Genomic DNA, 24,919 nt, shown 5'->3' with positions numbered 1-24,919 from the left:
AGAGTGCCAAGTAAACCTGTTTACACACGAAAATACCACATATTTCGCAACGCAAAAAAGCCAGTCAGCGGATACTGACTGGCTTTTATATTTTAACTGCCTCGGTTACATCATCTTCTTGGCTAATTCGTCAATTACACGTAATTTTGCAATTGCTTTTGCCAGTTCGGCTGATGCCTGAGCATAATCCACGTCACCATGTGCTTTCCGGATGTTTTCTTCTGCGCGGCGTTTTGATTCCATCGCCAGTGCAGCATCCAGATCGTTTGCACGGATAGCCGTGTCCGCAAGTACGATAACGCCGTTTGGCTGTACTTCGAGCATTCCGCCTGAAAGGTAGATAAGCTCTTCTTCACCAAATTGCTTAACAATCCGTACCATGCCCGGTTTTATGGCAGTCAGCAGCGGGGTATGCATCGGGTAAATACCCAGCTCACCTTCACTGCCTGTCACCTGAATCTTCTGGACTAAGCCCTTAAACAGTTGTTTTTCGGCACTTACTACCGTCAGGTGAAACGTCATTGCAGACATATCAGCCTCCTGTCAACCGGATTAAATCTTCTTCGCTTTTTCCACAGCTTCTTCGATGGTACCAACCATGTAGAACGCCTGCTCCGGCAGATGATCGTAATCACCTTCCAGGATACCTTTAAAGCCACGGATAGTGTCTTTCAGGGAAACGAACTTACCCGGTGAACCGGTGAAGACTTCTGCCACGAAGAACGGCTGAGACAGGAAGCGCTGGATTTTACGGGCACGTGCAACAACCAGTTTATCTTCTTCTGACAGCTCATCCATCCCGAGGATTGCGATGATATCTTTCAGTTCCTGATAACGCTGGAGGATTGACTGTACGCCACGGGCAACATCGTAGTGCTCCTGACCAACAACGAGCGGGTCAAGCTGACGGCTGGTGGAATCCAGCGGGTCAACCGCAGGGTAGATACCCAGAGACGCAATCTGACGGCTCAGAACGACGGTCGCATCAAGGTGGGCGAACGTGGTTGCAGGAGACGGGTCAGTTAAGTCATCCGCAGGGACGTAAACGGCCTGTACAGACGTGATAGAGCCTGTTTTGGTCGATGTGATACGTTCCTGAAGCACACCCATTTCTTCCGCCAGTGTCGGCTGGTAACCTACCGCTGAAGGCATACGGCCTAACAGCGCGGATACTTCAGTACCGGCCAGGGTATAACGGTAGATGTTATCAACGAACAGCAGTACATCGCGGCCTTCATCACGGAATTTTTCCGCCATGGTCAGACCGGTCAGAGCAACGCGCAGACGGTTTCCCGGTGGCTCGTTCATCTGGCCGTACACGAGTGATACTTTGTCCAGAACGTTGGAGTCTGTCATTTCATGATAGAAGTCGTTACCTTCACGGGTACGCTCACCGACCCCTGCGAATACAGAGTAACCGGAGTGCTCGATCGCGATGTTACGGATCAGTTCCATCATGTTTACGGTTTTACCCACACCCGCACCACCGAACAGACCGACTTTACCACCCTTCGCGAACGGGCAGATCAGGTCCATTACTTTGATACCTGTTTCCAGCAGTTCCTGGGAGTTAGACAGTTCTTCGTATGTTGGTGCAGCACGGTGAATAGACCATTTTTCTTCTGCGCCGATGTCACCTTTCATATCGATCGGATCACCCAGAACGTTCATGATACGTCCTAAGGTTTTCACGCCGACAGGGACTTCGATCGGGTGGCCTAAATCGGTTACTTCCAGATTACGGCTCAGACCATCAGATGTACCCATAGCGATACAACGGACAACCCCGCCGCCTAACTGCTGCTGAACTTCCAGCACCAGTTTTTCTTTACCATTTGTTACCTCAAGCGCATCGTACACTTTCGGTACTGCATCCTGAGGAAATTCGACGTCCACAACGGCGCCGATAACCTGGATGATTTTTCCAGTAGCCATCTTGAATCCTCTACGTAATTCGTAAAACCCGGGTGTTAAACCGCGGCAGCACCGGACACAATCTCGGTGAGTTCTTGTGTAATGCTTGCCTGACGCGCTTTGTTGTAAACTAAATTCAGCTCTTTGATCATGTTACCGCCGTTATCAGTTGCAGCTTTCATTGCAACCATACGGGCGGCCTGCTCACTGGCCAGGTTTTCCACAACGCCCTGGTATACCAGCGCTTCGATGTAGCGCCGTAAAAGGGAATCCAGTAACGCTTTAGGATCAGGTTCGTATAAATAATCCCAGGTTTTCTTCTTCAGGTTTTCGTCATCGCTTGGCGGTAACGGCAGAACCTGAACAATGGTCGGAACCTGAGACATGGTATTCACAAACCGGTTAGTTACAATGTACAGCTTGTCAAGACGACCTTCGTCGTAGGCCTGAAGCATGACTTTTACCGAACCGATAAGGTCAGCCAGCGACGGGTCATCCCCCATGCCGGTTACCTGAGCAACCACATTCCCGCCCACAGAGGAGAAGAATGATGTTGCTTTGGACCCGATCAGAGCCAGATCAGTCTGAACACCTTTGTCAGACCAGTCTTTCATTTCGACAATCAGCTTCTTGAACAGGTTAATGTTCAAACCACCACACAAACCACGGTCGGTAGAAACAACCAGGTACCCGACACGCTTAACCTCGCGTTCTTCGAGGTATGGATGTTTATATTCCAGATTACCTAATGCAATGTGACCAATCACACTGCGGATGGTCTCTGCATAAGGACGGCTGGCCGCCATGCGGTCCTGCGTTTTACGCATTTTGGACGCCGCGACCATTTCCATCGCTTTAGTGATCTTCTGCGTATTTTGTACGCTGGCGATCTTAGAACGTATCTCTTTTGCGCCGGCCATTTGCTCTCCTCATGAACCAGACGGCCTGTACTGTTCACACAGGCCGTTTAGTATTACCAGGACTGAGTCGCCTTGAAGGTATCGAGCACGTTTTTCAACTTCGCTTCGATATCATCGTTATAGCTACCCGTCTGGTCGATTTCTTTCAGAAGATCAGCATGTTCACGAGTGGCGTAGCCAATCAGAGCAGCTTCAAACGGCACGACTTTCGAAATTTCGATATCTTCCAGGTAACCACGCTCAGCTGCATACAGTGACAGAGACTGTTGTGCCACTGACATTGGTGCATACTGTTTCTGTTTCAGCAACTCGGTAACTTTCTGACCGTGGTCAAGCTGTTTACGGGTTGCATCATCAAGGTCAGATGCGAACTGTGAGAACGCCGCCAGTTCACGATACTGTGCCAGAGCGGTACGGATACCACCGGACAGTTTTTTCATGATCTTGGTCTGTGCTGCACCACCCACACGGGATACGGAGATCCCCGGGTTAACCGCAGGACGGATACCGGCGTTGAACAGCGCGGATTCCAGGAAGATCTGACCATCAGTGATGGAGATAACGTTAGTCGGAACGAACGCTGATACGTCCCCTGCCTGAGTTTCGATGATTGGCAGCGCGGTCAGAGAACCGGTTTTGCCTTTCACTTCACCCTTGGTAAACGCTTCCACATATTCCGCGTTAACACGCGCAGCACGTTCCAGCAGACGGGAATGCAGATAGAAAACGTCACCGGGATATGCTTCACGTCCAGGCGGACGACGGAGCAGCAGGGAGATCTGACGGTAAGCAACCGCTTGTTTTGACAGGTCATCATAAATGATTAACGCGTCTTCACCGCGGTCACGGAAGTATTCACCCATAGCACAACCGGAATACGGTGCCAGGTATTGCAGTGCCGCAGATTCAGACGCACTCGCGACCACAACGATTGTGTTGGCCAGCGCATTGTGCTCTTCTAATTTACGGACAACGTTAGCAATAGTGGACGCTTTCTGACCAATTGCGACGTAAATACATTTGATGCCGGAATCACGCTGGTTGATGATTGCATCGATTGCCAGTGCGGTTTTACCGGTCTGACGGTCACCGATAATCAGCTCACGCTGACCACGGCCGATTGGAATCATCGCATCGACAGACTTATAACCGGTCTGTACAGGCTGATCAACGGACTGACGGTCGATAACACCCGGTGCGATAACTTCGACAGGTGAGAAACCATCGTGCTCAACCTGGCCTTTACCATCGATAGGCTCACCCAGGGTGTTGACCACACGGCCTAACAGGCCACGGCCAACCGGCACTTCCAGAATACGACCGGTACATTTGACTTTCATGCCTTCTGCCAGGTCGGCATAAGGACCCATCACAACCGCACCAACAGAGTCGCGCTCCAGGTTCAGTGCGATAGCATAACGGTTGCCCGGCAGAGAGATCATCTCACCCTGCATAACTTCGGCTAAACCGTGGATACGAATGATACCGTCGTTGACGGAGACAATCGTACCTTCGTTGTGAGCTTCACTCACGACATTGAACTGAGCAATGCGCTGCTTGATCAGTTCGCTGATTTCGGTGGAATTCAGTTGCATATGCTCCAGTCCCCTTAAGACTGCAAGACGTCGGTTAAACGCTCGAGTCGATTGCGAATGCTGTTGTCGATGACAAGGTCACCGGCGCGCAATACAAACCCCGCGATAACTGACTTATCAATTTTGCAATTCAGCTTAACTTTGCGTGACAGACGTTTTTCCATCGCTGCAGAAATTTTCGCCAGCTGCTGTTCATTGAGTTCGCCGGCTGAAGTGACTTCAACCTCAACAGTTGACTCCAGCGCAGCCCGCAGTGTTGCGAACTGACGGCTAACTTCCGGCAGGGTCACTAAGCGACCATTCTCAGCCATGATACGAACCAGGTTCTGAACATGCTCGTCAATCTGCTCACCGCAAACAGTGATAAACGCCTGAGCCAGGGTTTCCGGAGCAAAAGAACCGGAAATCAGATCGTCGATCTGCTCATTGCGTGTCACTTCAGCGGCAAATGCCAGCATATCCTGCCATTTTTCAACGGCCCGGTTTTCCACAGCAAAGTCAAAAGCTGCTTTGGCGTAGGGGCGAGCTACAGTAACGATTTCTGACATGCCCCACCCTCCTTACAGTTCAGCGACAAGTTTATCAACGATGTCGCTGTTAGCAGCTTCATCCACGGAACGTTCAATAATTTTCTCGGCACCCGCGACAGCTAAAATGGCGACCTGTTTACGTAACTCTTCACGAGCACGTTTGCGTTCGGCGTCAATTTCCGCCTGCGCCTGTGCTATGATTTTGCTACGCTCAACTTCCGCTTCTGCTTTTGCCTCATCGATGATCTGAGCGCGTTGTTTATTCGCTTGATCGATCAGGGCAGATGCTTCCGCTTTCGCTTTTTTCATTTGGTCGGTCGCATTGGCTTGCGCTAAGTCCAGGTCCTTTTTAGCACGTTCTGCGGAAGATAAACCGTCAGCAATTTCTTTCTGACGTTTTTCAATGGCCGCCATGATCGGTGGCCATACATACTTCATACAGAACAAAACAAACAGGACAAACGCGATGGCCTGGCCGAGGATTGTTGCGTTAAGATTCACAGCACAATACCTCTTTATCTAATTGAGTTGATGTAAATATCCGGGAGTGGCCGTATCACTACGCAACCGCAAACATTACATACAAGCCCAGACCCACAGCAATCATCGGGATGGCGTCAACCAGACCCATTACGATGAAGAACTGAGTACGCAGCAGAGGGATTAAATCCGGCTGGCGTGCAGCGCCTTCTAAAAATTTCCCACCGAGGATGCCGATACCGATCGCAGCACCGATAGCCGCCAGGCCCATCATTACAGCGGCAGCCATGTACAGCAGATCCATATTCAGGTTTTCCATGACAGTCTCCAGTTTGTTTCAGTTAAATCACAGTTATTGGTAATAAAATTAATGCTCTTCAGACGCCATCGACAGATAGACGATCGTCAGAACCATGAAAATAAAGGCTTGTAACGTAATAATCAGTATGTGGAAAATCGCCCACGGAAGGCTCAGTAACCATTGTGACCACCACGGTAGCAGACCTGCAATAAGAATGAAGATCAGCTCACCTGCATACATGTTCCCAAACAGTCGCAGACCGAGGGAAACAGGTTTTGACAGCAGGCTTACCCCTTCCAGAATCAGGTTGACAGGAATGAATAACGGATGATTAAAAGGCTGTAATGTCAGCTCTTTTGCAAATCCTTTCACGCCTTTCATCTTGAAGCTGTAAAAGAGGATAAGAACGAATACACCAATCGCCATCGACAGTGTGATACTTACGTCTGCGGTCGGAACGATACGCAGCGCAGGTAAACCGAGGATGTGTTCACCGATATACGGAATGAAGTCGATTGGTAATAAGTCCAGTGCGTTCATCAGCAGCACCCACACGAACACAGTTAATGCGAGAGGTGCAATAACCTTGCTCTTGCCGTGATACATATCACGGACGTTGCTGTCAACGAAGCCGATAAGCATTTCTACCGCAGTCTGAAATTTCCCGGGAACGCCACTTGTCGCTTTCTTTGCCACCCTTCTGAAAAGCCATAAAAAGAAAATACCTAATACGACTGAGAAGAAAAGGGAGTCAATGTTCAGCGTCCAAAAAGATGGAGTCGCGTTCGCATGGGGATTGACCAACTCGAAAGTATTCAGGTCCAGCTGAAGGTTATTCAGGTGGCCACCGATATACTCTTTTGTGGTTAAACTTTCTCCTGATGCAGACATGATGCCTCTTACCCTTTGTTGTTAAAACCGCTAACCGCTTAGCACGGCCGGTGCGATAATCTGCACGAAAAGCACCGCTAAATAGGTCAAGACCAGTGGTGCAACTGCCGCTTTAAACACTCCTAAAGCAATCATCAGTATCGCTATCGCGAAGATAACTTTAAACCCTTCCCCTACCACAAAAAACCATGCAATCCGGTACGACTGCGGTTCCTCATGCGCTTTCTGCCGGTTACTGATCAGCAAAAAAATCGCATTCGGTATCCATGCGGCAACTCCCCCGGCCAGCGCGGAAGCACCCCACTCGATACTTTTTATGCAAAAAAGCGCACTAAGAACAACAAACGTCATAAACTGCAAAAACAACAGTTTTTTGGTCAATTTTCCGTTGAAAAGGGAGACAGACATGACATTTAGTTTCTCCGTGTGCACCTTCCGGGGTCAGGCTTACTGAATGATGTATAAAACTGCCTTTGAGCGAGAGTGTCAAGAGACAAAAACGTGCAAATTATACGGGCAGCCAGATTGTTTTCAATCAATAAGTAGCGAAAAAGTGAATAAAAATTTAATTTCTTTGCCGCCGCCACAAATCGTACAAAAAATAGAGTCTACCCTACCTCGGAATACGACGTGCAACTCATTTCTGAAACGTGACAAAAATCACATAACATAAAATACATTAGTTGAATTAACATTTTATAGCGATCAGCGGTTGTAAAAATAGCAATATCTATCAACCAGTTAATTAAAAAAATAAACATTTAACTGATATTTACAGATTAATTTTAAATAAAATAAATAATTTTGAAATAATGCGTTATCAGTAAAAACGATCCGGCATGAAATTTTTCGCAGATAAACTTACCGGAAAGTAACCAATCTGCCGTTGTCACTTTGTAACGGCCCCGTTACGCATTTTATTTTCGTCTCCGGCAAAACAAAGGGACGGTGCAGAAAATGCGCTGACTCCGTCCCCTTAAAAATATTTCTGTTTTTTGACGTACAGCAAACTCAATTTGCTTTAAGAATCACCAGATGGCGCTGCTCGTCAAGTTGCGGCACGACCAGTTTTTCAACACTGACGAGAGAAATCCCCTCCGGTAACCGGGTTAATTCCTCTTCCGGCACACTGCCTTTCAGTGCAAAAAAGCGCCCGGTTTCCGGTACCGGCAGGTGATGACACCAGCTGAGCATATCATCCAGTGATGCAAATGCACGACTGATAACCCCGTCAAATGGTTCGCCCTGATACTCTTCCACGCGGCTCTGAACCGGTTCGATGTTGCTCAGCCCCAGTTCATGCTGTACCTGTTTCAGGAAGCGTACACGCTTACCCAGGCTGTCGAGCAGGACAAAGTGAGAGTCCGGGCGGACAATCGCCAGCGGCACGCCGGGAAGCCCGGGGCCGGTGCCGACATCAATAAACCGGCGGCCGGTCAGATGCGGTTCGACCACGATACTGTCCATGATATGACGCACCAGCATCTGTTCCGGCTGGCGGACAGACGTCAGGTTATAGGCTTTGTTCCATTTGTGAAGCATCTCCACATAACCGGTCAGTTGTTGTTTCTGCTGATCGGTCAGCCGGATATCCGCACTGCGCAGCAGCGCGGAAAGTTGTTGCTGTAAATCACTCATCCGTTACGCACTCCGCCGCAGAAGGCCCTGCTTTTTCAGCCAAACCAGCAGGATAGAGATAGCAGCTGGTGTGATACCGGAGATCCGCGATGCCTGGCCGATAGAGGTCGGTTTGTGGTCGTTGAGTTTTGCCACCACTTCGTTGGAAAGCCCGCTCACCTGTTTGTAATCGAGATCAACTGGCAGTGTGGCGTTCTCATTACGAAGCTGGCGCTGAATTTCGTCCTGCTGACGGGAGATATACCCTTCGTATTTCACCTGAATTTCCACCTGCTGTGCCGCTGCCGGTGAATTAACCCCCGGCGCGAAATCACTCAGGGTCATCAGACGGTTATAGTCCATTTCCGGACGGCGCAGAAGATCTTCCCCGGTCGCTTCTTTGGAGAGAGGAGTGTTCAGGATCGCGTTGATCTCTTTCACGCTTTCGGACTGCGGGTGGACGCGGATATCTCTCAGGCGCTGACGCTCTTTCTCGATCAGCTCCATTTTTTCACTGAAGTGTGCCCAGCGTGCGTCATCCACCAGCCCCAGTTCACGGCCGGTTTCGGTCAGACGGGCATCTGCGTTGTCTTCACGCAGCATCAGACGGTATTCCGCCCGTGAGGTAAACATCCGGTACGGTTCTTTGGTGCCGAGTGTGCACAGGTCGTCCACCAGCACGCCGATATACGCCTGATCACGGCGCGGGAACCAGCCTTCCTGATCGGCAGAATAGCGGGCGGCGTTCAGACCGGCCAGCAGCCCCTGGGCAGCCGCTTCTTCATAACCGGTGGTACCGTTGATTTGTCCGGCAAAGAACAGGCCGTGCAGGTATTTGCTTTCCAGGGTCTGTTTCAGGTCGCGCGGGTCAAAGAAATCATACTCGATAGCATAACCGGGACGCACAATACGCGCGTTTTCCATGCCTTTCATCGAGTGAACAATCTGCATCTGCACATCAAACGGTAAGCTGGTGGAGATACCGTTCGGGTAAATTTCATTGCTTGTCAGGCCTTCCGGCTCCAGGAAGATCTGATGCTGGTTACGATCCGCAAAGCGCATCACTTTGTCTTCAATGGACGGGCAGTAACGCGGGCCGATCCCTTCGATCACACCGGCATACATCGGGCTGCGATCGAGGTTATTGCGGATCACTTCATGGGTTTTTTCATTGGTGTACGTGATATGGCACGGCATCTGTTCAGGATGCTCATCCGCACTGCCCATGAAGGAGAATACCGGCATCGGGTTGTCACCGAATTGTGGTGTCAGCTGAGCAAAATCGATGGTCCGGGCGTCAATACGCGGCGGTGTTCCTGTTTTCAGACGGCCGACACGCAGCGGCAGTTCCCGCAGACGGTGTGACAGTGAGACTGATGGCGGATCACCGGCACGGCCGCCGCTGTAGTTTTCCAGTCCGATATGAATTTTGCCGTCCAGGAATGTCCCGACAGTCAGTACAACCGATTTGGCTCTGAATTTCAGTCCCATCCGGGTCACTGCACCGGTAACGGTATCGTTTTCAACGATAAGATCTTCTACCGGCTGCTGGAAAATCATCAGGTTAGGCTGGTTTTCCAGTGCTGTGCGCACTGCCAGACGGTAAAGCACGCGGTCAGCCTGAGCACGGGTGGCATGAACTGCCGGTCCTTTGCTGGCATTCAGGGTTCTGAACTGAATACCGGCACGGTCAGTGGCATGTGCCATCAGTCCGCCGAGTGCATCGATCTCTTTAACCAGATGTCCCTTACCGATCCCACCGATAGCAGGGTTGCAGGACATCTGACCCAGAGTGTCGATATTGTGAGTCAGTAAAAGTGTTTGACGGCCCATACGTGCCGCTGCCATTGCAGCTTCAGTACCGGCGTGGCCACCGCCGATAACAATGACGTCAAAATGATCCGGATAAAACATGTTAAACCTTCATTACAAAATGCAGTAGCGCATCGGGGGAGAGAATATAACTCAACTCTTGCCGTCTGACCATGAGCGGTAAAGACGCAGGTAATTATATAAAGATCTTTTTATTTAAAGATCTCTTTATTAGATCTTTTATTAGGATCGCGATCCTCTGTGGATAAGTGTTAAATCCCCATAAAGATCATAAAACTGTAAAGGATCATTTCCTGTGAAGTACCGTTGATCCTGTTCAGTATAAGCTGGGATCAAAACGGGTACTTATTCACAGGGCCTGACGGAGAGTGATCTTATACAATGAATAACTACGGGTTGATCGCAAGTTGATCCCCGAGTTATCCACAGTTGATTGCTGTTTTTATCAGCAAATCAGAGTAAATTTTTCCATTCTTCGATCCAGATCTCAGCCGGATCTTCAGGAATCTCGTGTTTCTGAATATCAATTTCGAGTGACTGACCGATTTTTTTCGCACCCAGAGAGGTGAGCAGAGCATCCAGTGTACGGACTGCACCACAGAAGGTGTCATATTCACTGCTGCCGATCCCGATGGCACCGTAACGGACGGAACTGAGATCAGGCTGCTGCTCACGCAGGGCATCAGCGAACGGCTGTATATTTTCGGGGAGATCACCGGCACCGTGAGTGGAGGTGACAATTAACCAGGTACTGTCCTGCTGCGGTACATCGTCCGCTTCCGGCCCGTGTTGCACATCCGTGGTAAAACCGGCGTTTTCCAGGATTTCGGCAACATGCTCGGCAACATATTCTGCGCTGCCCATGGTACTGCCGGTAATGAGAGTAACTGTGGTCATGGTGATCCCCTGCTGTAAAGAGCCGCTATTGTACGCTGTGAAACAGCTGGGATCTACCTGTGGATAATGTGGTTATAAGAATTTTTTCTTACGGGCGGATCGTCCGTATGATCGGGTTCTGTAAGGAGATCAGGGTTTCAGTGGACTGTATCTCATCAATACTCTGGATCTTGTTGATAAGTACGTCCTGCAGAGATTCTATCGTTTTACACATCACCTTTATAAAGATGCTGTACTGCCCGGTGGTGTAATAGACTTCCACCACTTCATCCAGCTTATCGAGTTTCTTGAGGGCGGCCGGGTAATCTTTGGCGCTTTTCAGGATGATGCCGATAAAGCAGGTCACATCAAATCCCAGCTGTTTTTCACTGATATCCACCCGGGTGCCGGTAATGATACCCGCCTGCTTCATTTTCTCGACCCGGACATGGATCGTACCGGGACTGACGGCAAATTTTTTCGCTAATTCAGCGTAAGGTGTGCGGGCATTCGCCATTAAAGCGTGAAGTATGTCACGGTCCAGATTGTCGATCTGATAAATTTCGGCCATTTTATGTCCCTTAAATTAACGAAAATTCATTTTTAGTATCATAAAAATGAATTTTATAAATAGCAAAGGGTATTTTTGATAAAGGATATTGAATTTATACCCCATTCTGTTGCTTAATCTATTTCACAGGCAATACATGTTCCGCATATCAAGGATTATTATCATGGAAAAATCATTCATCCGACAGCAGCAGCAAATCAGCTTCGTGAAGTCTTACTTCTCACGTCTGCTGGAAAAACAACTGGGCCTTATTGAAGTCCAGGGGCCAATCTTAAGCCGCGTGGGTGATGGTACTCAGGATAATTTATCCGGCAGCGAGAAAGCGGTTCAGGTGAAAGTTAAATCATTGCCGGGCTCAACCTTTGAAGTCGTGCATTCACTGGCTAAATGGAAACGCAAAACCTTAGGGCGTTTTGATTTTCAGCCGGGTCAGGGTCTGTACACCGACATGAAAGCGTTGCGTCCTGATGAGGATCGCTTAACCCCAATCCATTCTGTCTATGTTGATCAGTGGGACTGGGAAAAAGTGATGGCAGATGAGGAGCGTACGCTGCCTTATCTGAAGCAGACAGTGAGTAAAATATATCAGACAATAAAAGAAACAGAACTTGCAGTAAGTAAGGAATTTGGTCTGACACCGTTCCTGCCGGACCAAATTCATTTTATTCACTCTGAAGAACTGCTTGCACGCTACCCGGACCTGGATGCCAAAGGCCGTGAGCGCGCCATCGCGAAAGAACTGGGTGCCGTCTTCTTAATCGGTATCGGCGGTAAATTATCTCATGGTGAGTCCCATGATGTCCGTGCACCGGATTATGATGACTGGACCACTGAGAACAGTGACGGCTACAAAGGGCTGAACGGGGACATCCTCGTGTGGAACCCGGTATTGCAGGATGCGTTCGAGTTATCCTCAATGGGGATCCGTGTCGACCCGGTCACCCTGGCGCGTCAGCTGGATCTGACCGGTCAGCAGGTGCGGATGGAGCTGGACTGGCACAAATCGCTGGCAGCCGGTGAAATGCCGCAGACTATCGGCGGCGGGATCGGCCAGTCACGTCTGGTGATGTTACTGCTCCAGCGCAGCCATATCGGCCAGGTACAATGCAGTGTGTGGGCACCGGAAGTGCGCGAAATCATCACTGACATGCTGTAATACACTGTTGTACGGTGAGCCCGGAGGCTCACCGCCTGAAACGGCGCAACAGACGATTTTTTAAGCCGGTATCAAAACGCCAGATGTGATCAAAAATCCGCATGATACCGGGCTTTCCGTAATGGGACAGGGCTACCGCATGGAAGCGGTGTTTTCCCTGCTGCTGCGAACGTTTAACCAGCTTCACCACCTCATCCGGCAGCCGCTGGGCAATAAAGTCAGACATCACCACCACATCCGCATCACGCCACTGCGGCGTTTCCAGTCGTTTTGCCGCTTCTGTCAGACAGGACGCCAGGTCTGTTCCGCCTTTAAAACTCTGAAGCAGAAAGCGGGTCATCTGCTCGATGCCGTCCGGGCCGAGAAAATCATAATGCACCTGTTCAGTGGAAAAGAGCATGACATGGCACTGCCGGTTATCGGCCATAGCGATTTTGACCAGCGCGAGACAAAATGCTTTGGCGCAGCGCTCATTAAAACCGCCCATCGAGCCGGAAGTATCGATACAGATAATGAAGGGACCGCGCGGCTGTTTTTCATCTTTATGATGAACGATAGGCCGCATCACCTGCCGTTCCTGCCAGTGATCGCCCTGTAACCGGTGGGTGTATAACTGTTTCTCGGCCAGCTTCCGGTAAAATTCCAGCTCCAGACCGCTGATGCCGAGTAACGCCAGCTCGGCGGGCAGAAGACGCAGCACATCATCACTCAGTCCGACCCCGCTGACCTCTTCCGGGGTCTGATCCGGCACCAGCTCGGTAATGGTGACCGGCTCTGTCACCGCACTGTCCTGAGGAACGGATTTTGCCGTCTGGCTGCGCCCCAGCAGTGAGGCCAGTTTTTCCAGTTCCGGCTGGGATTTTAAAAATTCGCTGTAACGCAGCAGGAGATCGTCCGCCGGGCCGGGGGATTTAAGTGATCCTTTCGCCAGATCCCATAACTTACCGGAAGCCTGCTCATTTTCACTGATCAGCGGATCAAGATTGCCGCTCAGCGCCAGGCGCTGCTGAAGTTCGGCGAGGAGCTGTTCTTTTTCCTGCTCCAGGATTTCTTTATGATAGGTGGTGACCTGTAAAATCAGGCTGAGACGCCAGCGCTGATTGAATAATATCTGATGGGAGGTGGTTTCCTGCTCATCTCTGTGCAGGCGGTGTGCTTCCGGCGAGAACGGCGAGTGTATGTCCTCCAGCGCTTTGAGGATCTCCGGCAGCAGGCGGTAAAATTCTGTCCGGTCTGCAGCGGTGCTTTTCTGGTAAAGACGGAATTCATCTGCCAGAGCGGCCGGAACCAGCGCCTCTTTCACCCGTTCTTCCAGTGATTTCCGCCATGACGGCATATCAGTCAGCACCGCACGGCGTAACCGCGGGTGCTTTTCGAAAAACCAGGCCAGTTGCGGAGCGGCCAGCAGTGTCAGCAGGATCTCCTCAATGAGTTCCCCTTCATTAACTGCCAGCGCCAGATCCAGTGCTGAAAGACTTAACACAGGGTGCTGCTCATTTGCTGAGTCAGTTTATCGAGGCGCTCTGTCACCGGCAGAAAGCTTTCCTCTATCTGTGCAATCCAGTCATCACTGACAAACAGGGCGGGCTGATGCTGTGCAAACAGCTGGCGCTGCTGTACCAGTGTCTGGCGTATCGCTGAAAGCTTATCCAGCCAGATTTGCTTCTGCGCCTCTGTCATCCGGCTTTCGGTACCCGCCGGGAACAGGGTGCTGCTGCGCAGACTGACATCACGCAGTTCCAGAAGGCCGTTATCATTCACTGCGGCGGATACAGACTGGGTAAAGCCGATGCCGTTGAGTTTTGCCGCAATGTTCCCACCTTTATCAAAGACGCCTTTATCAAAAAAGGTATCAAAGGCACTGCGTTCAATAGTCACATGAGTGACTGTCATATCATGTAATGTCAGCGGGTTATGCAGAAAAAGGGTGACCGGGCCGGGCGGCAGCGTATCCGGCAGAGCGTAACTGACTTTGCGCCCGAAACGGGCACTGCTGCGGATCACACTGAAGGCATCCCGCTGTTGCTGAGTCTGCGTTTCCAGGATCCATTCCTGATAGTATTTTTCCAGTTTCAGCAGCAGGCTGCGTTGTTGATAGGCCTGCTCACACATCAGTTGTGTCAGCAGTAGCGGAACGGATTTCAGTGAGGCGGAATCATGCCACAGGCAATCTTTCAGCAAAATCAGGTCAAGAGGTGTGATACTGCTGTGGTCGTTGAAAAACGCACTGGCCTGTAACAGCCGCAGTGCCTTTTTCCAGCGCCGGTCTGAGATATACGGTGCGTTATCCAGCCGCTCAATCTGCTGACGCAGCTGATAAATCAGTTCAAATATCTGATCGGTCAGCACAACACGGTCAATTTCTTCCTGCCACTGATGGTATTCCTCATCGGTTACCTGCAGATGCGCGGGGATCTGTTCATCCGATGCCCCCGGTGTGCTGATAAGCATGGCGCGGAAGCTCTGTTTTTCCTGAAGTTTATCCAGCCATAAACGGATCAGCATCCGGTCATAGAGTGCTTCCAGGCTGCTGTCATCGTCCGGCAGTTCGTTGGAGGCGGCCACCAGCAGCCGCATCGGGATAGCATTTTCGCTGTCGCCGTTGCGGTATTTGCGTTCGTTAATCGCGGTCAGCAGGGTGTTGAGGATTGCGGGACCCGCTTTCCAGATTTCGTCGAGAAACACAATTTCCGCATCCGGCAGATATCCCTGCGTGATGCGCTGGTATTTCCCTTCATCTTTCAGTGCTGCAATCGAGAGCGGACCGAAGATCTCCTCCGGGGTGGAGAAGCGGGTCATCAGATACTCAAAGGCACGGGCGTCACTGAAAATCAGTTTCATGCGCCGTGCTATCATACTTTTGGCAATTCCCGGCGGGCCGAGCAGAAAAACACTTTCCCCGCTGAGGGTGGCCAGCAAGCAGAGCCGGATGGCGTGCTGTCGTTCATACAGCCCGGATTCCAGGTGGCGGCTCAGCCGGGCAATACGTTCAGAACGTTGCATGGGACTCCCGTGAATTTACTGATGCAGTTTCTGCGTTTATAAACCAAAAAAGCTACCGCGTTTACTGCGTGAAATCACGTTTCTTCTGCTTTTTGCGCAAATGGTGATAAAAAAATTGCCGGGGATACCGGCAATGCTGTTAATCAGTAAAACAAAACATCAGTCAAACCGGACATCAATCACCTGATAGAAACTGTTGGCGGTATCCGCGAATTCCCATACACCGTAAATAACCTGATAGCCGCTCCGTTCCGGAATGGTGCACTGATGTGTCACTGTCTGCGGCGGAACCTGATTTTTATCGTCATAACTACAGAATGGTTCGGGTTCAAATGATGCCCGGGTCAGCGGGGTTCCCGGCTGCCAGTCCGGCCTGGTGATGTAGTAACGCCAGTTACGGGTTTTGTGGGCCGCTGTAATTTTCCAGGTGAACATAGTTGTTCCCGGTTTTACCGTCATCTGATGCCAGTTATCACGGGGAACATCGAGCGGCAGAAAGCGCTCAATACCACCACTGGCAAGTTGGCCGTCCGGCGGATAATATCCTTCAGGATATCCGGATAATGCTTCAATACTTTGTGGTTCCCATTGGACGGCACCACACATGTGGGCCGGATTTTTACCTGTTTTGCAGTTTGCTGCCCGTGAAGCCGGCTCAGTGATATAGCCGTGAGCAAACGCCTGAGAAGTCAGTAAACAGAAAAGTATGCCGGCAAATGCCGTTTTTTTCATCATAAGAAGATCTCCGGTATGAGAGGGGAAAATCAACATAACAACACCGGGATATGTTTTGCGATGTCATAACTTATTAGTGGTGTAACAGAGTGATAAAAAATCCGGGATATCCGGGGGGAGAACCGGTGATTTCAGGGGGGAAGTTGCCGGATAATCGGTATTTTTCTGCCGGTATAATTGAATCCATTCAGCTATAACTCATTCAATCAGTTAGCTTTTTCATTTAACATATTCTTAAGCGAAACGTTTCGATCACCATCACATTTTTTATGGATGAACATTGAGTTTTCCCGTATTTTTCCTACCATAGTTTAAAAGCGAAACGTTTCGCTCAGGAGGATTTTATGAAGAAAGGGGCTTTACTGAACGGTGATGTCTCCGCGGTTATCGCGCGTCTGGGTCATACCGACCATATTACTGTTGCTGATGCCGGGCTGCCAATCCCGCCCGCCACGCCACGTATTGATCTGGCATTAACACAGGGTGTGCCTGATTTTATGTCGGTGTTTAAAGTCATCACGCAGGAGATGCAGGTGGAAGCCGCACTGATGGCGGAAGATATCCAGACACATAACAGTGAGCTGCACGATGCTATCGTGGCACATCTGAAAGCACTGGAATTACAGCAGGGTAATGTGATTCAGATTCAGTATGTGACTCACGCCTCTTTCAAGTTACAGACACAAAACAGCCGTGCCGTGATCCGGACCGGTGAGTGCACACCATTTGCCAATGTGATGCTGTTCTCCGGCGTGACATTCTGAGGTGTTTATGGAACCGTTACTTGAACTCAAAGGTATCGATAAAGCTTTCCCGGGTGTGAAAGCCTTATCCGGTGCTGCCCTGCGGGTTTATCCCGGCAGAGTGATGGCGCTGGTCGGAGAGAACGGCGCCGGTAAATCCACCATGATGAAAGTGCTGACCGGGATCTACAAAAAAGATGCCGGTCAGATTCTGTTTCTGGGGCAGGAGCGTCAGTTTACGGGGCCGAAATCGTCTCAGGAAGCCGGTATCGGGATTATTCATCAGGAACTGAACCTGATCCCGGAACTGACGATTGCAGAAAACATTTTCCTCGGCCGCGAGTTTACCGGCCGTTTCGGTAACATTGACTGGAAAAAAATGTATGCCGAAGCGGATAAATTACTGGCCCGTCTGAATCTCACTTACAGCAGCCACCGGCTGGTGGCTGAATTGTCTATCGGCGATCAGCAGATGGTGGAAATCGCCAAGGTGCTCAGTTTTGAGTCAAAAGTCATCATTATGGATGAACCGACAGATGCCCTGACAGACACCGAAACCGAATCCCTCTTTAGTGTGATCCGCGAACTGCGCGAGCAGGGCTGCGGGATTGTCTATATATCCCACCGTCTGAAAGAGATTTTTGAGATTTGTGATGATGTGACGGTGTTCCGCGACGGACAGTTTATCGGTGAAAAACCGGTGTCTGACCTGACGGAGGATAGCCTGATCGAAATGATGGTCGGGCGTAAACTGGAAGATCAGTATCCGCGTCTGACTCTGCCGCGCGGCAAAGAGAAGCTGGTGGTAAAAAACCTGTGCGGCCGCGATGTGCATGATGTCAGTTTCACGCTGCATGAGAATGAAATTCTCGGTGTTTCCGGGCTGATGGGCGCCGGGCGTACCGAACTGATGAAAATCATTTACGGTGCGATGGCAAAAACCGGCGGAACGGTTGAAATGGACGGTAAAGCCTGCCAGATAAACTCACCGAAAGCCGGGCTGGATAACGGCATCGTGTATATCTCCGAAGACCGCAAACGTGATGGTCTGGTGCTGGGGATGTCAGTAAAAGAGAACATGTCTCTGACGGCGCTGCCGTATTTCAGCAGCAAAACCGGACGTCTTAACCATAAAGAAGAGCATCTGACCGTCAGCGATTTTATTCAGCTGTTCAATATCAAAACCCCGGGCATGGATCAGATAATCGGGTTCTTATCCGGCGGTAATCAGCAGAAAGTGGCGATCGCCCGCGGTCTGATGACGCGGCCGAAAGTCCTGATCCTCGATGAACCGACACGCGGTGTGGATGTCGGGGCGAAGAAAGAGATTTATCAGCTGATCAACAAATTTAAACAGGAAGGCCTGAGTATCATCCTTATTTCATCTGAAATGCCGGAAGTGATGGGGATGAGTGACCGGATCCTGGTCATGCACGAAGGACGGATCAGCGGGGAGTTTGCCGCGGAGAACGTCACTCAGGAAGCATTAATGGCCGCCGCAGTCGGCAAACAATATGGCGCAGGGCAGGAGTAAGATATGCGTACAGATTCAACCCCGGCGTCAAAACGCTGGTTTTCCAAAGAATGGCTGCTTGAGCAGAAATCACTGATCGCGCTGCTGATCCTGATTGTGATTGTCTCCATGATCAGCCCGAACTTTTTTACCCTGAATAACCTGTTCAATATTCTCCAGCAGACCTCTGTTAACGCCATTATGGCGGTGGGTATGACACTGGTGATCCTGACCTCCGGGATTGACCTGTCTGTCGGTTCTCTGCTGGCACTGACCGGTGCGGTGGCGGCCTCCATGGTGGGCGCGGATGTTAACGCCATTGTTGCTGTCGCGGGTGCGCTGGCACTGGGGGCGGCTATCGGTGGTGTGACAGGAGTGATTGTCGCGAAAGGGAAAGTGCAGGCTTTTATCGCCACGCTGGTGATGATGCTGTTACTGCGCGGTGTGACCCGTGTGTATACCGACGGCAGCCCGATCAGCACCGGATTCAGTGATAACGCCGATGTGTTCAGCTGGTTTGGTATCGGCCGTCTGTTTGGTATTCCGGCACCGGTCTGGCTGATGATTGTCGTTTTCGCGGCGGCCTGGTATCTGCTGCATCACACCCGTCTGGGCCGTTATATCTATGCGCTGGGCGGTAATGAATCCGCAACCCGCCTGTCCGGTATTAATGTCGATAAAATTAAAATCATTGTTTACGCTCTCTGTGGTCTGCTGGCGGCATTAGCCAGTGTGATTGAAGTGGCGCGTTTATCGTCCGCACAGCCGATGGCCGGTAACGGTTATGAGCTGGATGCGATTGCGGCGGTGGTACTCGGCGGCACCAGTCTCGCCGGGGGTAAAGGCCGTATTATGGGCACCCTGATCGGGGCGCTGATTTTAGGTTTTCTGAACAACGCGCTGAATCTGCTGGGGATCTCCTCCAACTACCAGATGATTGTTAAAGCGGTTGTGATTTTGCTGGCTGTACTCGTTGATAACAAAAGCAGTAAATAATCCACTTACCCGAATCCTGCAAGGAACAGAAACATGAAACTGAAAAAGATTGCGACCCTTTTCTCCGTTGTTGCACTGAGCGCCACTATCAGCGCCAATGCACTGGCAAAAGAGTCCATTGCCCTGGTGATCTCCACACTGAATAATCCGTTCTTTGTCACCATGAAAGACAGTGCGCAGAAAGAAGCGGATAAACTCGGTTACGACCTGGTGGTTCTGGATTCCATGGATAACCCGGCGAAAGAACTGGCTAACGTGCAGGATCTGACCGTGAAAGGCACCAAACTGATGCTGATTAACCCGACAGACTCTGATGCGGTCGGTAACGCTGTGATCCTGGCTAACAAAGCCAATATCCCGGTTATCACCCTGGACCGTGTAGCCAATAAAGGTGAAGTGGTCAGCCACGTTGCCTCTGATAACGTTCTCGGCGGCAAACTGGCCGGTGATTATATTGCCCGTAAAACCGGCGCGGATGCCAAAGTTATCCAGTTGGAAGGTATCACCGGGACTTCAGCTTCCCGTGAGCGCGGCGAAGGTTTCAAACAGGCGGTTGCTGAGCATAAAATGAATGTGCTGGCCAGCCAGCCGGCAGATTTCGACCGTACCAAAGGTCTGAACGTTATGCAGAACCTGCTGACTGCACATCCGGCTGTTCAGGCAGTATTTGCCCAGAACGATGAAATGGCATTAGGTGCGCAGCGTGCATTGCAGACTGCAGGCCGTGATGATGTGCTGGTGGTCGGCTTCGACGGTACAGCTGACGGCATCAAAGCTGTGAAAGGCGGCAAACTGGGTGCAACCGTGGCACAGCGTCCTGACCAGATCGGTATCATTGGTATTCAGACCGCCGATAAAGTCCTGAAAGGCGAAAAAATCGACAAAACCATTCCGGTTGAGTTAGAACTGATTGTAAAAGACTAACGATATCAGCCTCCCCGGTACACCGTGCCGGGGAGTATTGTCAGTAATTAAGGAAATAAAGGTAATGACAACATCCCGTCTGACCGTTCTCGGCAGTATTAATGTCGATCATATTATGAATATTGCACAGTTCCCGGCACCCGGCGAAACGGTGATCGGTAAGCAATATCAGACAGCCTTCGGCGGCAAAGGCGCGAACCAGGCGGTGGCCTGCGGGCGCAGCGGTGCTGATATTACCTTTATTGCCTGTGTGGGGGATGATGCCATCGGCGCGGAAATCCTGGCGCAGTTGCAGCGCGACCGTATCCATACTGCTGCAGTCAGCGTGGTGCCGGAAGCGGCCACCGGCGTGGCGATGATCTTTGTTAATGAAGACGGTGAAAACGTCATCGGCATCAGTGCCGGTGCCAATGCCGCACTGACACCGGAACATTTTGCGCCTTATAAAGGGCTCGTTGAGCAATCCGATGCCCTGCTGATGCAGCTGGAGTCCCCGCTGGAAACGGTGATTGCCGCCGCACAGGCTGCAAAAAATCATCAGACCAGAGTGATCCTCAATCCGGCCCCGGCGCGGGAATTACCGGACAGCCTGCTGACGCTGGTGGATGTTATCACCCCGAATGAAACCGAAGCGGAAAAGCTGACCGGTATTTCTGTCAGTGATGAAACCGGCGCAGCCAGAGCGGCGCAGGTACTGCATGATAAAGGTATCGGACAGGTACTGATCACCCTGGGCAGCCGCGGTGTCTGGCTGAGCGTCAACGGTGAAGGCCGCCGGATCCCGGGCTTTAAAGTTAATGCGGTGGACACTATCGCAGCCGGCGATACCTTTAACGGCGCGTATGTCACGGCGCTGCTGGAAGGAAAACCGGCAGATGAAGCGGTGCGTTTTGCCCATGCCGCTGCCGCAATTGCTGTCACCCGCCGGGGTGCACAGCCATCGGTGCCGTGGCGCCGTGAAATTGATGCATTCCTTGCGGAGCGTGGTTAAGACTGTGGCGACGATGAAAGATGTGGCGCGGCTGGCGGGGGTATCCACCTCGACAGTCTCACATGTCATCAACAATAACCGTTTTGTCAGTGACGGCGTGCGCAAGAAAGTAAATGATGCTATTGCCGAGCTGAACTATGCGCCGTCTGCACTTGCGCGCAGCCTGAAAATGAACCGCACAAACACCATCGGAATGCTGGTGACCACCAGTAATAACCCGTTTTATGCGGAAGTCGTCCGCGGCGTGGAGCGCAGTTGCTACGAGCGCGGCTACAGCCTGATCCTCTGTAATACCGAAGGGGATCACAAACGGATGAACAGCAGCCTGGAAACCCTGCTGCAAAAGCGGGTGGATGGCCTGCTGCTGATGTGCACCGAGATAAAAGGCCCGTCAGCGGAGGTGTTCAGCCGCTATCCCCGTCTGCCGATGGTGATGATGGACTGGTCGCCGTTTGCGTTCGGCGGGGATGTGATTCAGGATAACTCTTTCCTCGGCGGTGAAATCGCCACCAATCATCTGATCGAAAACGGTTTTACCCGGATTGCCTGTATTGCCGGACCGCTGGATAAATCACCGGCCAAATCCCGTCTGGACGGTTTTTACCGCGCAATGGCGCAGGCCGGGCTGGATGTGCCGCCGGAGTATGTACTGGAAAGTGATTTTGAATTCAGCGGCGGTTTCAGTGCCATGAATCAGCTGCTTTCACTGCCGGTGCCGCCGCAGGCGGTATTTGCCGGTAACGATGCGATGGCGGTCGGTGCTTATCAGGCTATCTGGCAGAAAGGGTTGCGTATTCCGCAGGATATTGCGGTTGTCGGTTACGATGATATCGATCTGGCTGCATTTCTCACCCCGCCGCTGACCACCATTCACCAGCCGAAAGATGAACTGGGCAAACTGGCGGTGGATAAGCTGCTGCGCCGCATGGATGACGCAGACGCGCCTTCTGATTTGCTGGTGCTGACCCCGGCACTGATAAACCGGGGATCTGTTATCTGCGGTTAATGTGAGGCCGGGCTGTCTGAGGGGCGGGTTTTCTTCTTAATCATATTCCGCCCGTCAGTCCGGCTCAGGAACAGGAACACAAACGCCGACAGAATCGTCATCACCCCGACCGTTACAAAGGTCGCGTGGAAATTATCAACGATTGACCCCCAATCCTGAGACTCAAAATAGCGTAATACAGACGCACTCACCGCTATCCCGAAACTGATGGAAAGCTGCTGGGTCACAGCCAGCACACTGTTACCGGAACTGGCATTATGCTCAGTCAGATCTGCGAGGGTAATGGTATTCATCGCGGTGAACTGAGTGGACATCGCCATGCCGAGAATAAACAGCGGCAGCACCAGCAGGTAAATCGACATTCCCGGTGACTGGAAATAGAAAGAAGAAATGATTGCGCCGATCACCAGTGTGATTGCAAATAATGTCAGGCGATAACCGTAGCGGCGCAGAATCTGCGTGACCGCCGATTTTGCCAGAATAGAGCCGATCGCCGTCGGTGCCATCATCATCCCTGCCACCACAGCGGGATAACCAAAACCAACCTGTAACATCAGCGGCATCAGAAACGGAATACAGCCGGTGCCGAGGCGCGTGGCAACGTTACCGGCGATCCCGACACTGAATGTCCGTGTGCGGAACAGACTCAGCGGAATAATCGGCGCAGAAATACGGCGGGCGTGCAGGGCATAGAAGGTCAGCAGCGCAAAACCGCTGCCCATCACCAGGAACGGCGTTGCCGCTGCCAGAGCATTATCCCCGAACAGATCCAGACTGACAGAAACAGAGACCAGCCCGGCACCGAGCAGGGCAAAACCGAGTGTATCAAAGCGGCGTTTCGGCATGGTGAAATCAGGCATATGGCGGATGGCGTAAATAATCCCCAGAATCCCGATAGGTATATTAATGATAAAAATCCAGTGCCAGGTGGCATAAGTCACCAGGATCCCGCCGAGCAGCGGCCCCAGCACCGGGCCGACCAATCCCGGAATGGTGACAAAGTTGAGAATCGGCAGCAGCTCGCTGCGCGGATAAGCCCGCAGCAGTGCCAGCCGGGCCACCGGCATCATCATTGCTCCGCCTATCCCCTGAATAATCCGTGACACCACCAGAAACGGCAGGTTAGGTGAAAAGGCACATAATAAAGAACCGAGAGAAAACAGAATCACCGCGATAATAAACACCCTGCGGGTACCGAAGCGGTCGGCCAGCCAGCCGCTGACCGGGATCAGCAGCGCCACTGTCAGTGTGTAACTGATAACAGCGGACTGCATCGCCAGCGGAGAGTGGTTCAGGCTTCTTGCTATATCCGGCAGAGCGGTGTTCAGAATGGTGGCATCAAGCGCCTGCATAAAGAACGCCATTGCGGCAATCCACGGCAGGCCCGCCATATTCCGGGCTGTTTTAAACATGTTTTCCCTTAATGCATTATCTCTGAATAGTCAGTAGTGTAACTATTACATATTCACACTTTACTCAACAACACCTGACATGCCTGACGGGCACGTTCTCCGTTCCCGTCGATAATGGCATCCACAATTTCTTTGTGGAGATCAATCTCAATAACCTGATTAGTGGTGATGGATTCAAAAAAGTTGTGATACACAAAATCGAATAAATTAGCGAAAGAGGAAAAGAACGGATTTCCGCACGCCTGATAAATAAGGTGGTGGAAGCGGTGATCAACGGTTATCCATTTATCCCGCTCAAAATGGGCGGATAATAAGGTCATCTCTTTTAACAGAAACGAAAGTGACTGTTTCTGATCTTTTCCGGCATTCATGGCGGCCAGTGCGCAGGCCTGGGGTTCAATCGCGGCGCGCAGCTCGCGGAAATACGTCAGTACCTGCCGGTGGTCTCCGCTGCTCAGCCACCACTTAATAAAGTCATGGTCGAGAAAATTCCAGCTTATCACCGGCATCACCCGGGTGCCGATGCGCGGGCGCGGTAAAACCATTCCTTTCGCCGCCAGCATTTTTACTGCCTCACGGACAGCGGTCCGGCTTACCCCGAACTGCTCCGCCAACTCAATCTCTCCCGGCAAAATAGATTCCGGCGGATACTTGCCGGATAAAATCTGCTGTCCCAGTTTTTCAGCCAGAAGATAAGACAGGTTCTTTTGTGACGCATTGAGTTGTTCTGAAAACTGCATTCTGATTCCTTGGTGTGATGCATTAACAAAGCGGGATAATGATATATAAGAAGCATTATGGGCATATTAATGACAAAACAGGCGAATAAAAGCTCAAATATACCTGTTTTGTCTAAAAAAAACGCGAACAAACATTTTTTTCAAATAAACACTTGCGTGATCTCAGCGAGTG

The 24,919-nt window shown here is 51.1% G+C and carries 25 protein-coding genes; 7 read left to right on the top strand and 18 right to left on the bottom strand.

Annotation, left to right across the window (positions count from 1 at the left end):
* Positions 1-105: 105 nt before the first annotated feature.
* The 13 genes from HMPREF3119_RS06195 to asnC all read right to left on the bottom strand — a co-directional run bounded on the left by HMPREF3119_RS06195 (position 106) and on the right by asnC (position 11,528).
* Complete coding sequence (locus HMPREF3119_RS06195; RefSeq protein ID WP_004236731.1) at positions 106-531, bottom strand: F0F1 ATP synthase subunit epsilon; 426 nt, start codon at positions 529-531, stop codon at positions 106-108.
* Positions 532-552: 21 nt separating this feature from the next.
* Positions 553-1,935: a F0F1 ATP synthase subunit beta gene (gene atpD / locus HMPREF3119_RS06190; RefSeq protein ID WP_004236732.1), complete on the bottom strand. Its 1,383-nt coding sequence runs from the start codon at positions 1,933-1,935 to the stop codon at positions 553-555.
* A gap of 35 nt (positions 1,936-1,970) precedes the next feature.
* Positions 1,971-2,834, bottom strand: a complete 864-nt coding sequence (gene atpG, locus HMPREF3119_RS06185; protein ID WP_004240209.1) for a F0F1 ATP synthase subunit gamma — start codon at positions 2,832-2,834, stop codon at positions 1,971-1,973.
* 53 nt (positions 2,835-2,887) lie between these two features.
* Positions 2,888-4,429 (bottom strand): F0F1 ATP synthase subunit alpha, encoded by a 1,542-nt coding sequence (gene atpA, locus HMPREF3119_RS06180; RefSeq protein ID WP_004236735.1) that lies wholly within the window; start codon positions 4,427-4,429, stop codon positions 2,888-2,890.
* Between the two features lie 14 nt (positions 4,430-4,443).
* A complete protein-coding gene (gene atpH, locus HMPREF3119_RS06175) occupies positions 4,444-4,977 on the bottom strand; it encodes a F0F1 ATP synthase subunit delta (protein WP_004236736.1) in 534 nt (177 codons plus the stop codon).
* Positions 4,978-4,989: 12 nt separating this feature from the next.
* Positions 4,990-5,460: a F0F1 ATP synthase subunit B gene (gene atpF / locus HMPREF3119_RS06170; protein ID WP_004240211.1), complete on the bottom strand. Its 471-nt coding sequence runs from the start codon at positions 5,458-5,460 to the stop codon at positions 4,990-4,992.
* A 58-nt stretch (positions 5,461-5,518) separates the two neighbouring features.
* Positions 5,519-5,758: a F0F1 ATP synthase subunit C gene (atpE, locus tag HMPREF3119_RS06165; protein WP_000429386.1), complete on the bottom strand. Its 240-nt coding sequence runs from the start codon at positions 5,756-5,758 to the stop codon at positions 5,519-5,521.
* Between the two features lie 48 nt (positions 5,759-5,806).
* The gene (gene atpB / locus HMPREF3119_RS06160; protein WP_004236738.1) at positions 5,807-6,631 is read right to left on the bottom strand and encodes a F0F1 ATP synthase subunit A; all 825 of its coding nucleotides are present in this window, start codon (positions 6,629-6,631) and stop codon (positions 5,807-5,809) included.
* A gap of 30 nt (positions 6,632-6,661) precedes the next feature.
* Entirely contained in the window at positions 6,662-7,039 is a 378-nt protein-coding gene (gene atpI, locus HMPREF3119_RS06155) for a F0F1 ATP synthase subunit I (RefSeq protein WP_004236739.1), read from the bottom strand.
* Positions 7,040-7,642: 603 nt separating this feature from the next.
* Positions 7,643-8,269 (bottom strand): 16S rRNA (guanine(527)-N(7))-methyltransferase RsmG, encoded by a 627-nt coding sequence (rsmG, locus tag HMPREF3119_RS06150; protein WP_004236740.1) that lies wholly within the window; start codon positions 8,267-8,269, stop codon positions 7,643-7,645.
* Positions 8,270-8,272: 3 nt separating this feature from the next.
* On the bottom strand, positions 8,273-10,162 hold the full coding sequence (gene mnmG / locus HMPREF3119_RS06145) for a tRNA uridine-5-carboxymethylaminomethyl(34) synthesis enzyme MnmG (protein WP_004236742.1): 1,890 nt from the start codon (positions 10,160-10,162) through the stop codon (positions 8,273-8,275).
* A 372-nt stretch (positions 10,163-10,534) separates the two neighbouring features.
* Entirely contained in the window at positions 10,535-10,978 is a 444-nt protein-coding gene (mioC, locus tag HMPREF3119_RS06140) for an FMN-binding protein MioC (protein WP_004240215.1), read from the bottom strand.
* An 88-nt stretch (positions 10,979-11,066) separates the two neighbouring features.
* On the bottom strand, positions 11,067-11,528 hold the full coding sequence (asnC, locus tag HMPREF3119_RS06135; protein WP_004240216.1) for a transcriptional regulator AsnC: 462 nt from the start codon (positions 11,526-11,528) through the stop codon (positions 11,067-11,069).
* A gap of 163 nt (positions 11,529-11,691) precedes the next feature.
* Between asnC and asnA the strand changes: the two genes are divergently transcribed.
* Positions 11,692-12,684 carry an aspartate--ammonia ligase gene (gene asnA / locus HMPREF3119_RS06130; protein WP_070578986.1) on the top strand — a complete coding sequence of 331 codons (993 nt, stop codon included), beginning with the start codon at positions 11,692-11,694 and terminating at the stop codon, positions 12,682-12,684.
* Positions 12,685-12,712: 28 nt separating this feature from the next.
* Here the strand turns inward: asnA and viaA are convergent, their stop codons facing one another.
* The 3 genes from viaA to HMPREF3119_RS06115 form a co-directional block, all read right to left on the bottom strand.
* Positions 12,713-14,167, bottom strand: coding sequence for an ATPase RavA stimulator ViaA (gene viaA, locus HMPREF3119_RS06125; protein WP_070578981.1), 1,455 nt, complete (start codon positions 14,165-14,167; stop codon positions 12,713-12,715).
* Positions 14,161-15,687, bottom strand: coding sequence for an ATPase RavA (gene ravA, locus HMPREF3119_RS06120; protein ID WP_070578978.1), 1,527 nt, complete (start codon positions 15,685-15,687; stop codon positions 14,161-14,163). The genes viaA and ravA overlap by 7 nt, the downstream gene beginning before the upstream one ends.
* A gap of 159 nt (positions 15,688-15,846) precedes the next feature.
* A complete protein-coding gene (locus HMPREF3119_RS06115) occupies positions 15,847-16,422 on the bottom strand; it encodes a lytic polysaccharide monooxygenase (RefSeq protein ID WP_070578975.1) in 576 nt (191 codons plus the stop codon).
* Positions 16,423-16,766: 344 nt separating this feature from the next.
* Between HMPREF3119_RS06115 and rbsD the strand changes: the two genes are divergently transcribed.
* The 6 genes from rbsD to rbsR all read left to right on the top strand — a co-directional run bounded on the left by rbsD (position 16,767) and on the right by rbsR (position 22,595).
* Entirely contained in the window at positions 16,767-17,186 is a 420-nt protein-coding gene (rbsD, locus tag HMPREF3119_RS06110; RefSeq protein WP_004236749.1) for a D-ribose pyranase, read from the top strand.
* A gap of 7 nt (positions 17,187-17,193) precedes the next feature.
* Positions 17,194-18,699, top strand: coding sequence for a ribose ABC transporter ATP-binding protein RbsA (gene rbsA / locus HMPREF3119_RS06105; protein WP_004236750.1), 1,506 nt, complete (start codon positions 17,194-17,196; stop codon positions 18,697-18,699).
* A gap of 3 nt (positions 18,700-18,702) precedes the next feature.
* Positions 18,703-19,674, top strand: a complete 972-nt coding sequence (gene rbsC / locus HMPREF3119_RS06100; protein WP_004236751.1) for a ribose ABC transporter permease — start codon at positions 18,703-18,705, stop codon at positions 19,672-19,674.
* A gap of 33 nt (positions 19,675-19,707) precedes the next feature.
* Positions 19,708-20,598 carry a ribose ABC transporter substrate-binding protein RbsB gene (gene rbsB / locus HMPREF3119_RS06095; RefSeq protein WP_024473730.1) on the top strand — a complete coding sequence of 297 codons (891 nt, stop codon included), beginning with the start codon at positions 19,708-19,710 and terminating at the stop codon, positions 20,596-20,598.
* A gap of 64 nt (positions 20,599-20,662) precedes the next feature.
* Positions 20,663-21,589 (top strand): ribokinase, encoded by a 927-nt coding sequence (gene rbsK / locus HMPREF3119_RS06090; protein ID WP_070578972.1) that lies wholly within the window; start codon positions 20,663-20,665, stop codon positions 21,587-21,589.
* A gap of 4 nt (positions 21,590-21,593) precedes the next feature.
* On the top strand, positions 21,594-22,595 hold the full coding sequence (gene rbsR / locus HMPREF3119_RS06085; RefSeq protein WP_368733986.1) for a ribose operon transcriptional repressor RbsR: 1,002 nt from the start codon (positions 21,594-21,596) through the stop codon (positions 22,593-22,595).
* Here rbsR and mdtD read toward each other — a convergent pair.
* Both mdtD and HMPREF3119_RS06075 read right to left on the bottom strand, forming a co-directional pair.
* Entirely contained in the window at positions 22,592-24,007 is a 1,416-nt protein-coding gene (mdtD, locus tag HMPREF3119_RS06080) for a multidrug transporter subunit MdtD (RefSeq protein WP_004240227.1), read from the bottom strand. The genes rbsR and mdtD overlap by 4 nt on opposite strands.
* 53 nt (positions 24,008-24,060) lie before the next feature.
* Positions 24,061-24,747, bottom strand: a complete 687-nt coding sequence (locus tag HMPREF3119_RS06075) for a FadR/GntR family transcriptional regulator (RefSeq protein WP_024473734.1) — start codon at positions 24,745-24,747, stop codon at positions 24,061-24,063.
* Between the last annotated feature and the right edge of the window lie 172 nt (positions 24,748-24,919).

This window comes from Morganella sp. HMSC11D09 (assembly GCF_001807955.1).
GTDB classification, from domain to species: domain Bacteria; phylum Pseudomonadota; class Gammaproteobacteria; order Enterobacterales; family Enterobacteriaceae; genus Morganella; species Morganella morganii.
This window is presented reverse-complemented; position numbering and strand designations above follow the sequence as displayed.

Excerpts from the sequence above, each read along its gene's own strand:
- HMPREF3119_RS06195 (WP_004236731.1), bottom strand. The coding sequence starts at position 531 with ATGTCTGCAATGACGTTTCACCTGACGGTAGTAAGTGCCGAAAAACAA.
- atpD (WP_004236732.1), bottom strand. The coding sequence starts at position 1,935 with ATGGCTACTGGAAAAATCATCCAGGTTATCGGCGCCGTTGTGGACGTC.
- atpG (WP_004240209.1), bottom strand. The coding sequence starts at position 2,834 with ATGGCCGGCGCAAAAGAGATACGTTCTAAGATCGCCAGCGTACAAAAT.
- atpA (WP_004236735.1), bottom strand. The coding sequence starts at position 4,429 with ATGCAACTGAATTCCACCGAAATCAGCGAACTGATCAAGCAGCGCATT.
- atpH (WP_004236736.1), bottom strand. The coding sequence starts at position 4,977 with ATGTCAGAAATCGTTACTGTAGCTCGCCCCTACGCCAAAGCAGCTTTT.
- atpE (WP_000429386.1), bottom strand. The coding sequence starts at position 5,758 with ATGGAAAACCTGAATATGGATCTGCTGTACATGGCTGCCGCTGTAATG.
- atpB (WP_004236738.1), bottom strand. The coding sequence starts at position 6,631 with ATGTCTGCATCAGGAGAAAGTTTAACCACAAAAGAGTATATCGGTGGC.
- atpI (WP_004236739.1), bottom strand. The coding sequence starts at position 7,039 with ATGTCTGTCTCCCTTTTCAACGGAAAATTGACCAAAAAACTGTTGTTT.
- rsmG (WP_004236740.1), bottom strand. The coding sequence starts at position 8,269 with ATGAGTGATTTACAGCAACAACTTTCCGCGCTGCTGCGCAGTGCGGAT.
- mnmG (WP_004236742.1), bottom strand. The coding sequence starts at position 10,162 with ATGTTTTATCCGGATCATTTTGACGTCATTGTTATCGGCGGTGGCCAC.
- mioC (WP_004240215.1), bottom strand. The coding sequence starts at position 10,978 with ATGACCACAGTTACTCTCATTACCGGCAGTACCATGGGCAGCGCAGAA.
- asnC (WP_004240216.1), bottom strand. The coding sequence starts at position 11,528 with ATGGCCGAAATTTATCAGATCGACAATCTGGACCGTGACATACTTCAC.
- asnA (WP_070578986.1), top strand. The coding sequence starts at position 11,692 with ATGGAAAAATCATTCATCCGACAGCAGCAGCAAATCAGCTTCGTGAAG.
- ravA (WP_070578978.1), bottom strand. The coding sequence starts at position 15,687 with ATGCAACGTTCTGAACGTATTGCCCGGCTGAGCCGCCACCTGGAATCC.
- HMPREF3119_RS06115 (WP_070578975.1), bottom strand. The coding sequence starts at position 16,422 with ATGATGAAAAAAACGGCATTTGCCGGCATACTTTTCTGTTTACTGACT.
- rbsD (WP_004236749.1), top strand. The coding sequence starts at position 16,767 with ATGAAGAAAGGGGCTTTACTGAACGGTGATGTCTCCGCGGTTATCGCG.
- rbsA (WP_004236750.1), top strand. The coding sequence starts at position 17,194 with ATGGAACCGTTACTTGAACTCAAAGGTATCGATAAAGCTTTCCCGGGT.
- rbsC (WP_004236751.1), top strand. The coding sequence starts at position 18,703 with ATGCGTACAGATTCAACCCCGGCGTCAAAACGCTGGTTTTCCAAAGAA.
- rbsB (WP_024473730.1), top strand. The coding sequence starts at position 19,708 with ATGAAACTGAAAAAGATTGCGACCCTTTTCTCCGTTGTTGCACTGAGC.
- rbsK (WP_070578972.1), top strand. The coding sequence starts at position 20,663 with ATGACAACATCCCGTCTGACCGTTCTCGGCAGTATTAATGTCGATCAT.
- mdtD (WP_004240227.1), bottom strand. The coding sequence starts at position 24,007 with ATGTTTAAAACAGCCCGGAATATGGCGGGCCTGCCGTGGATTGCCGCA.
- HMPREF3119_RS06075 (WP_024473734.1), bottom strand. The coding sequence starts at position 24,747 with ATGCAGTTTTCAGAACAACTCAATGCGTCACAAAAGAACCTGTCTTAT.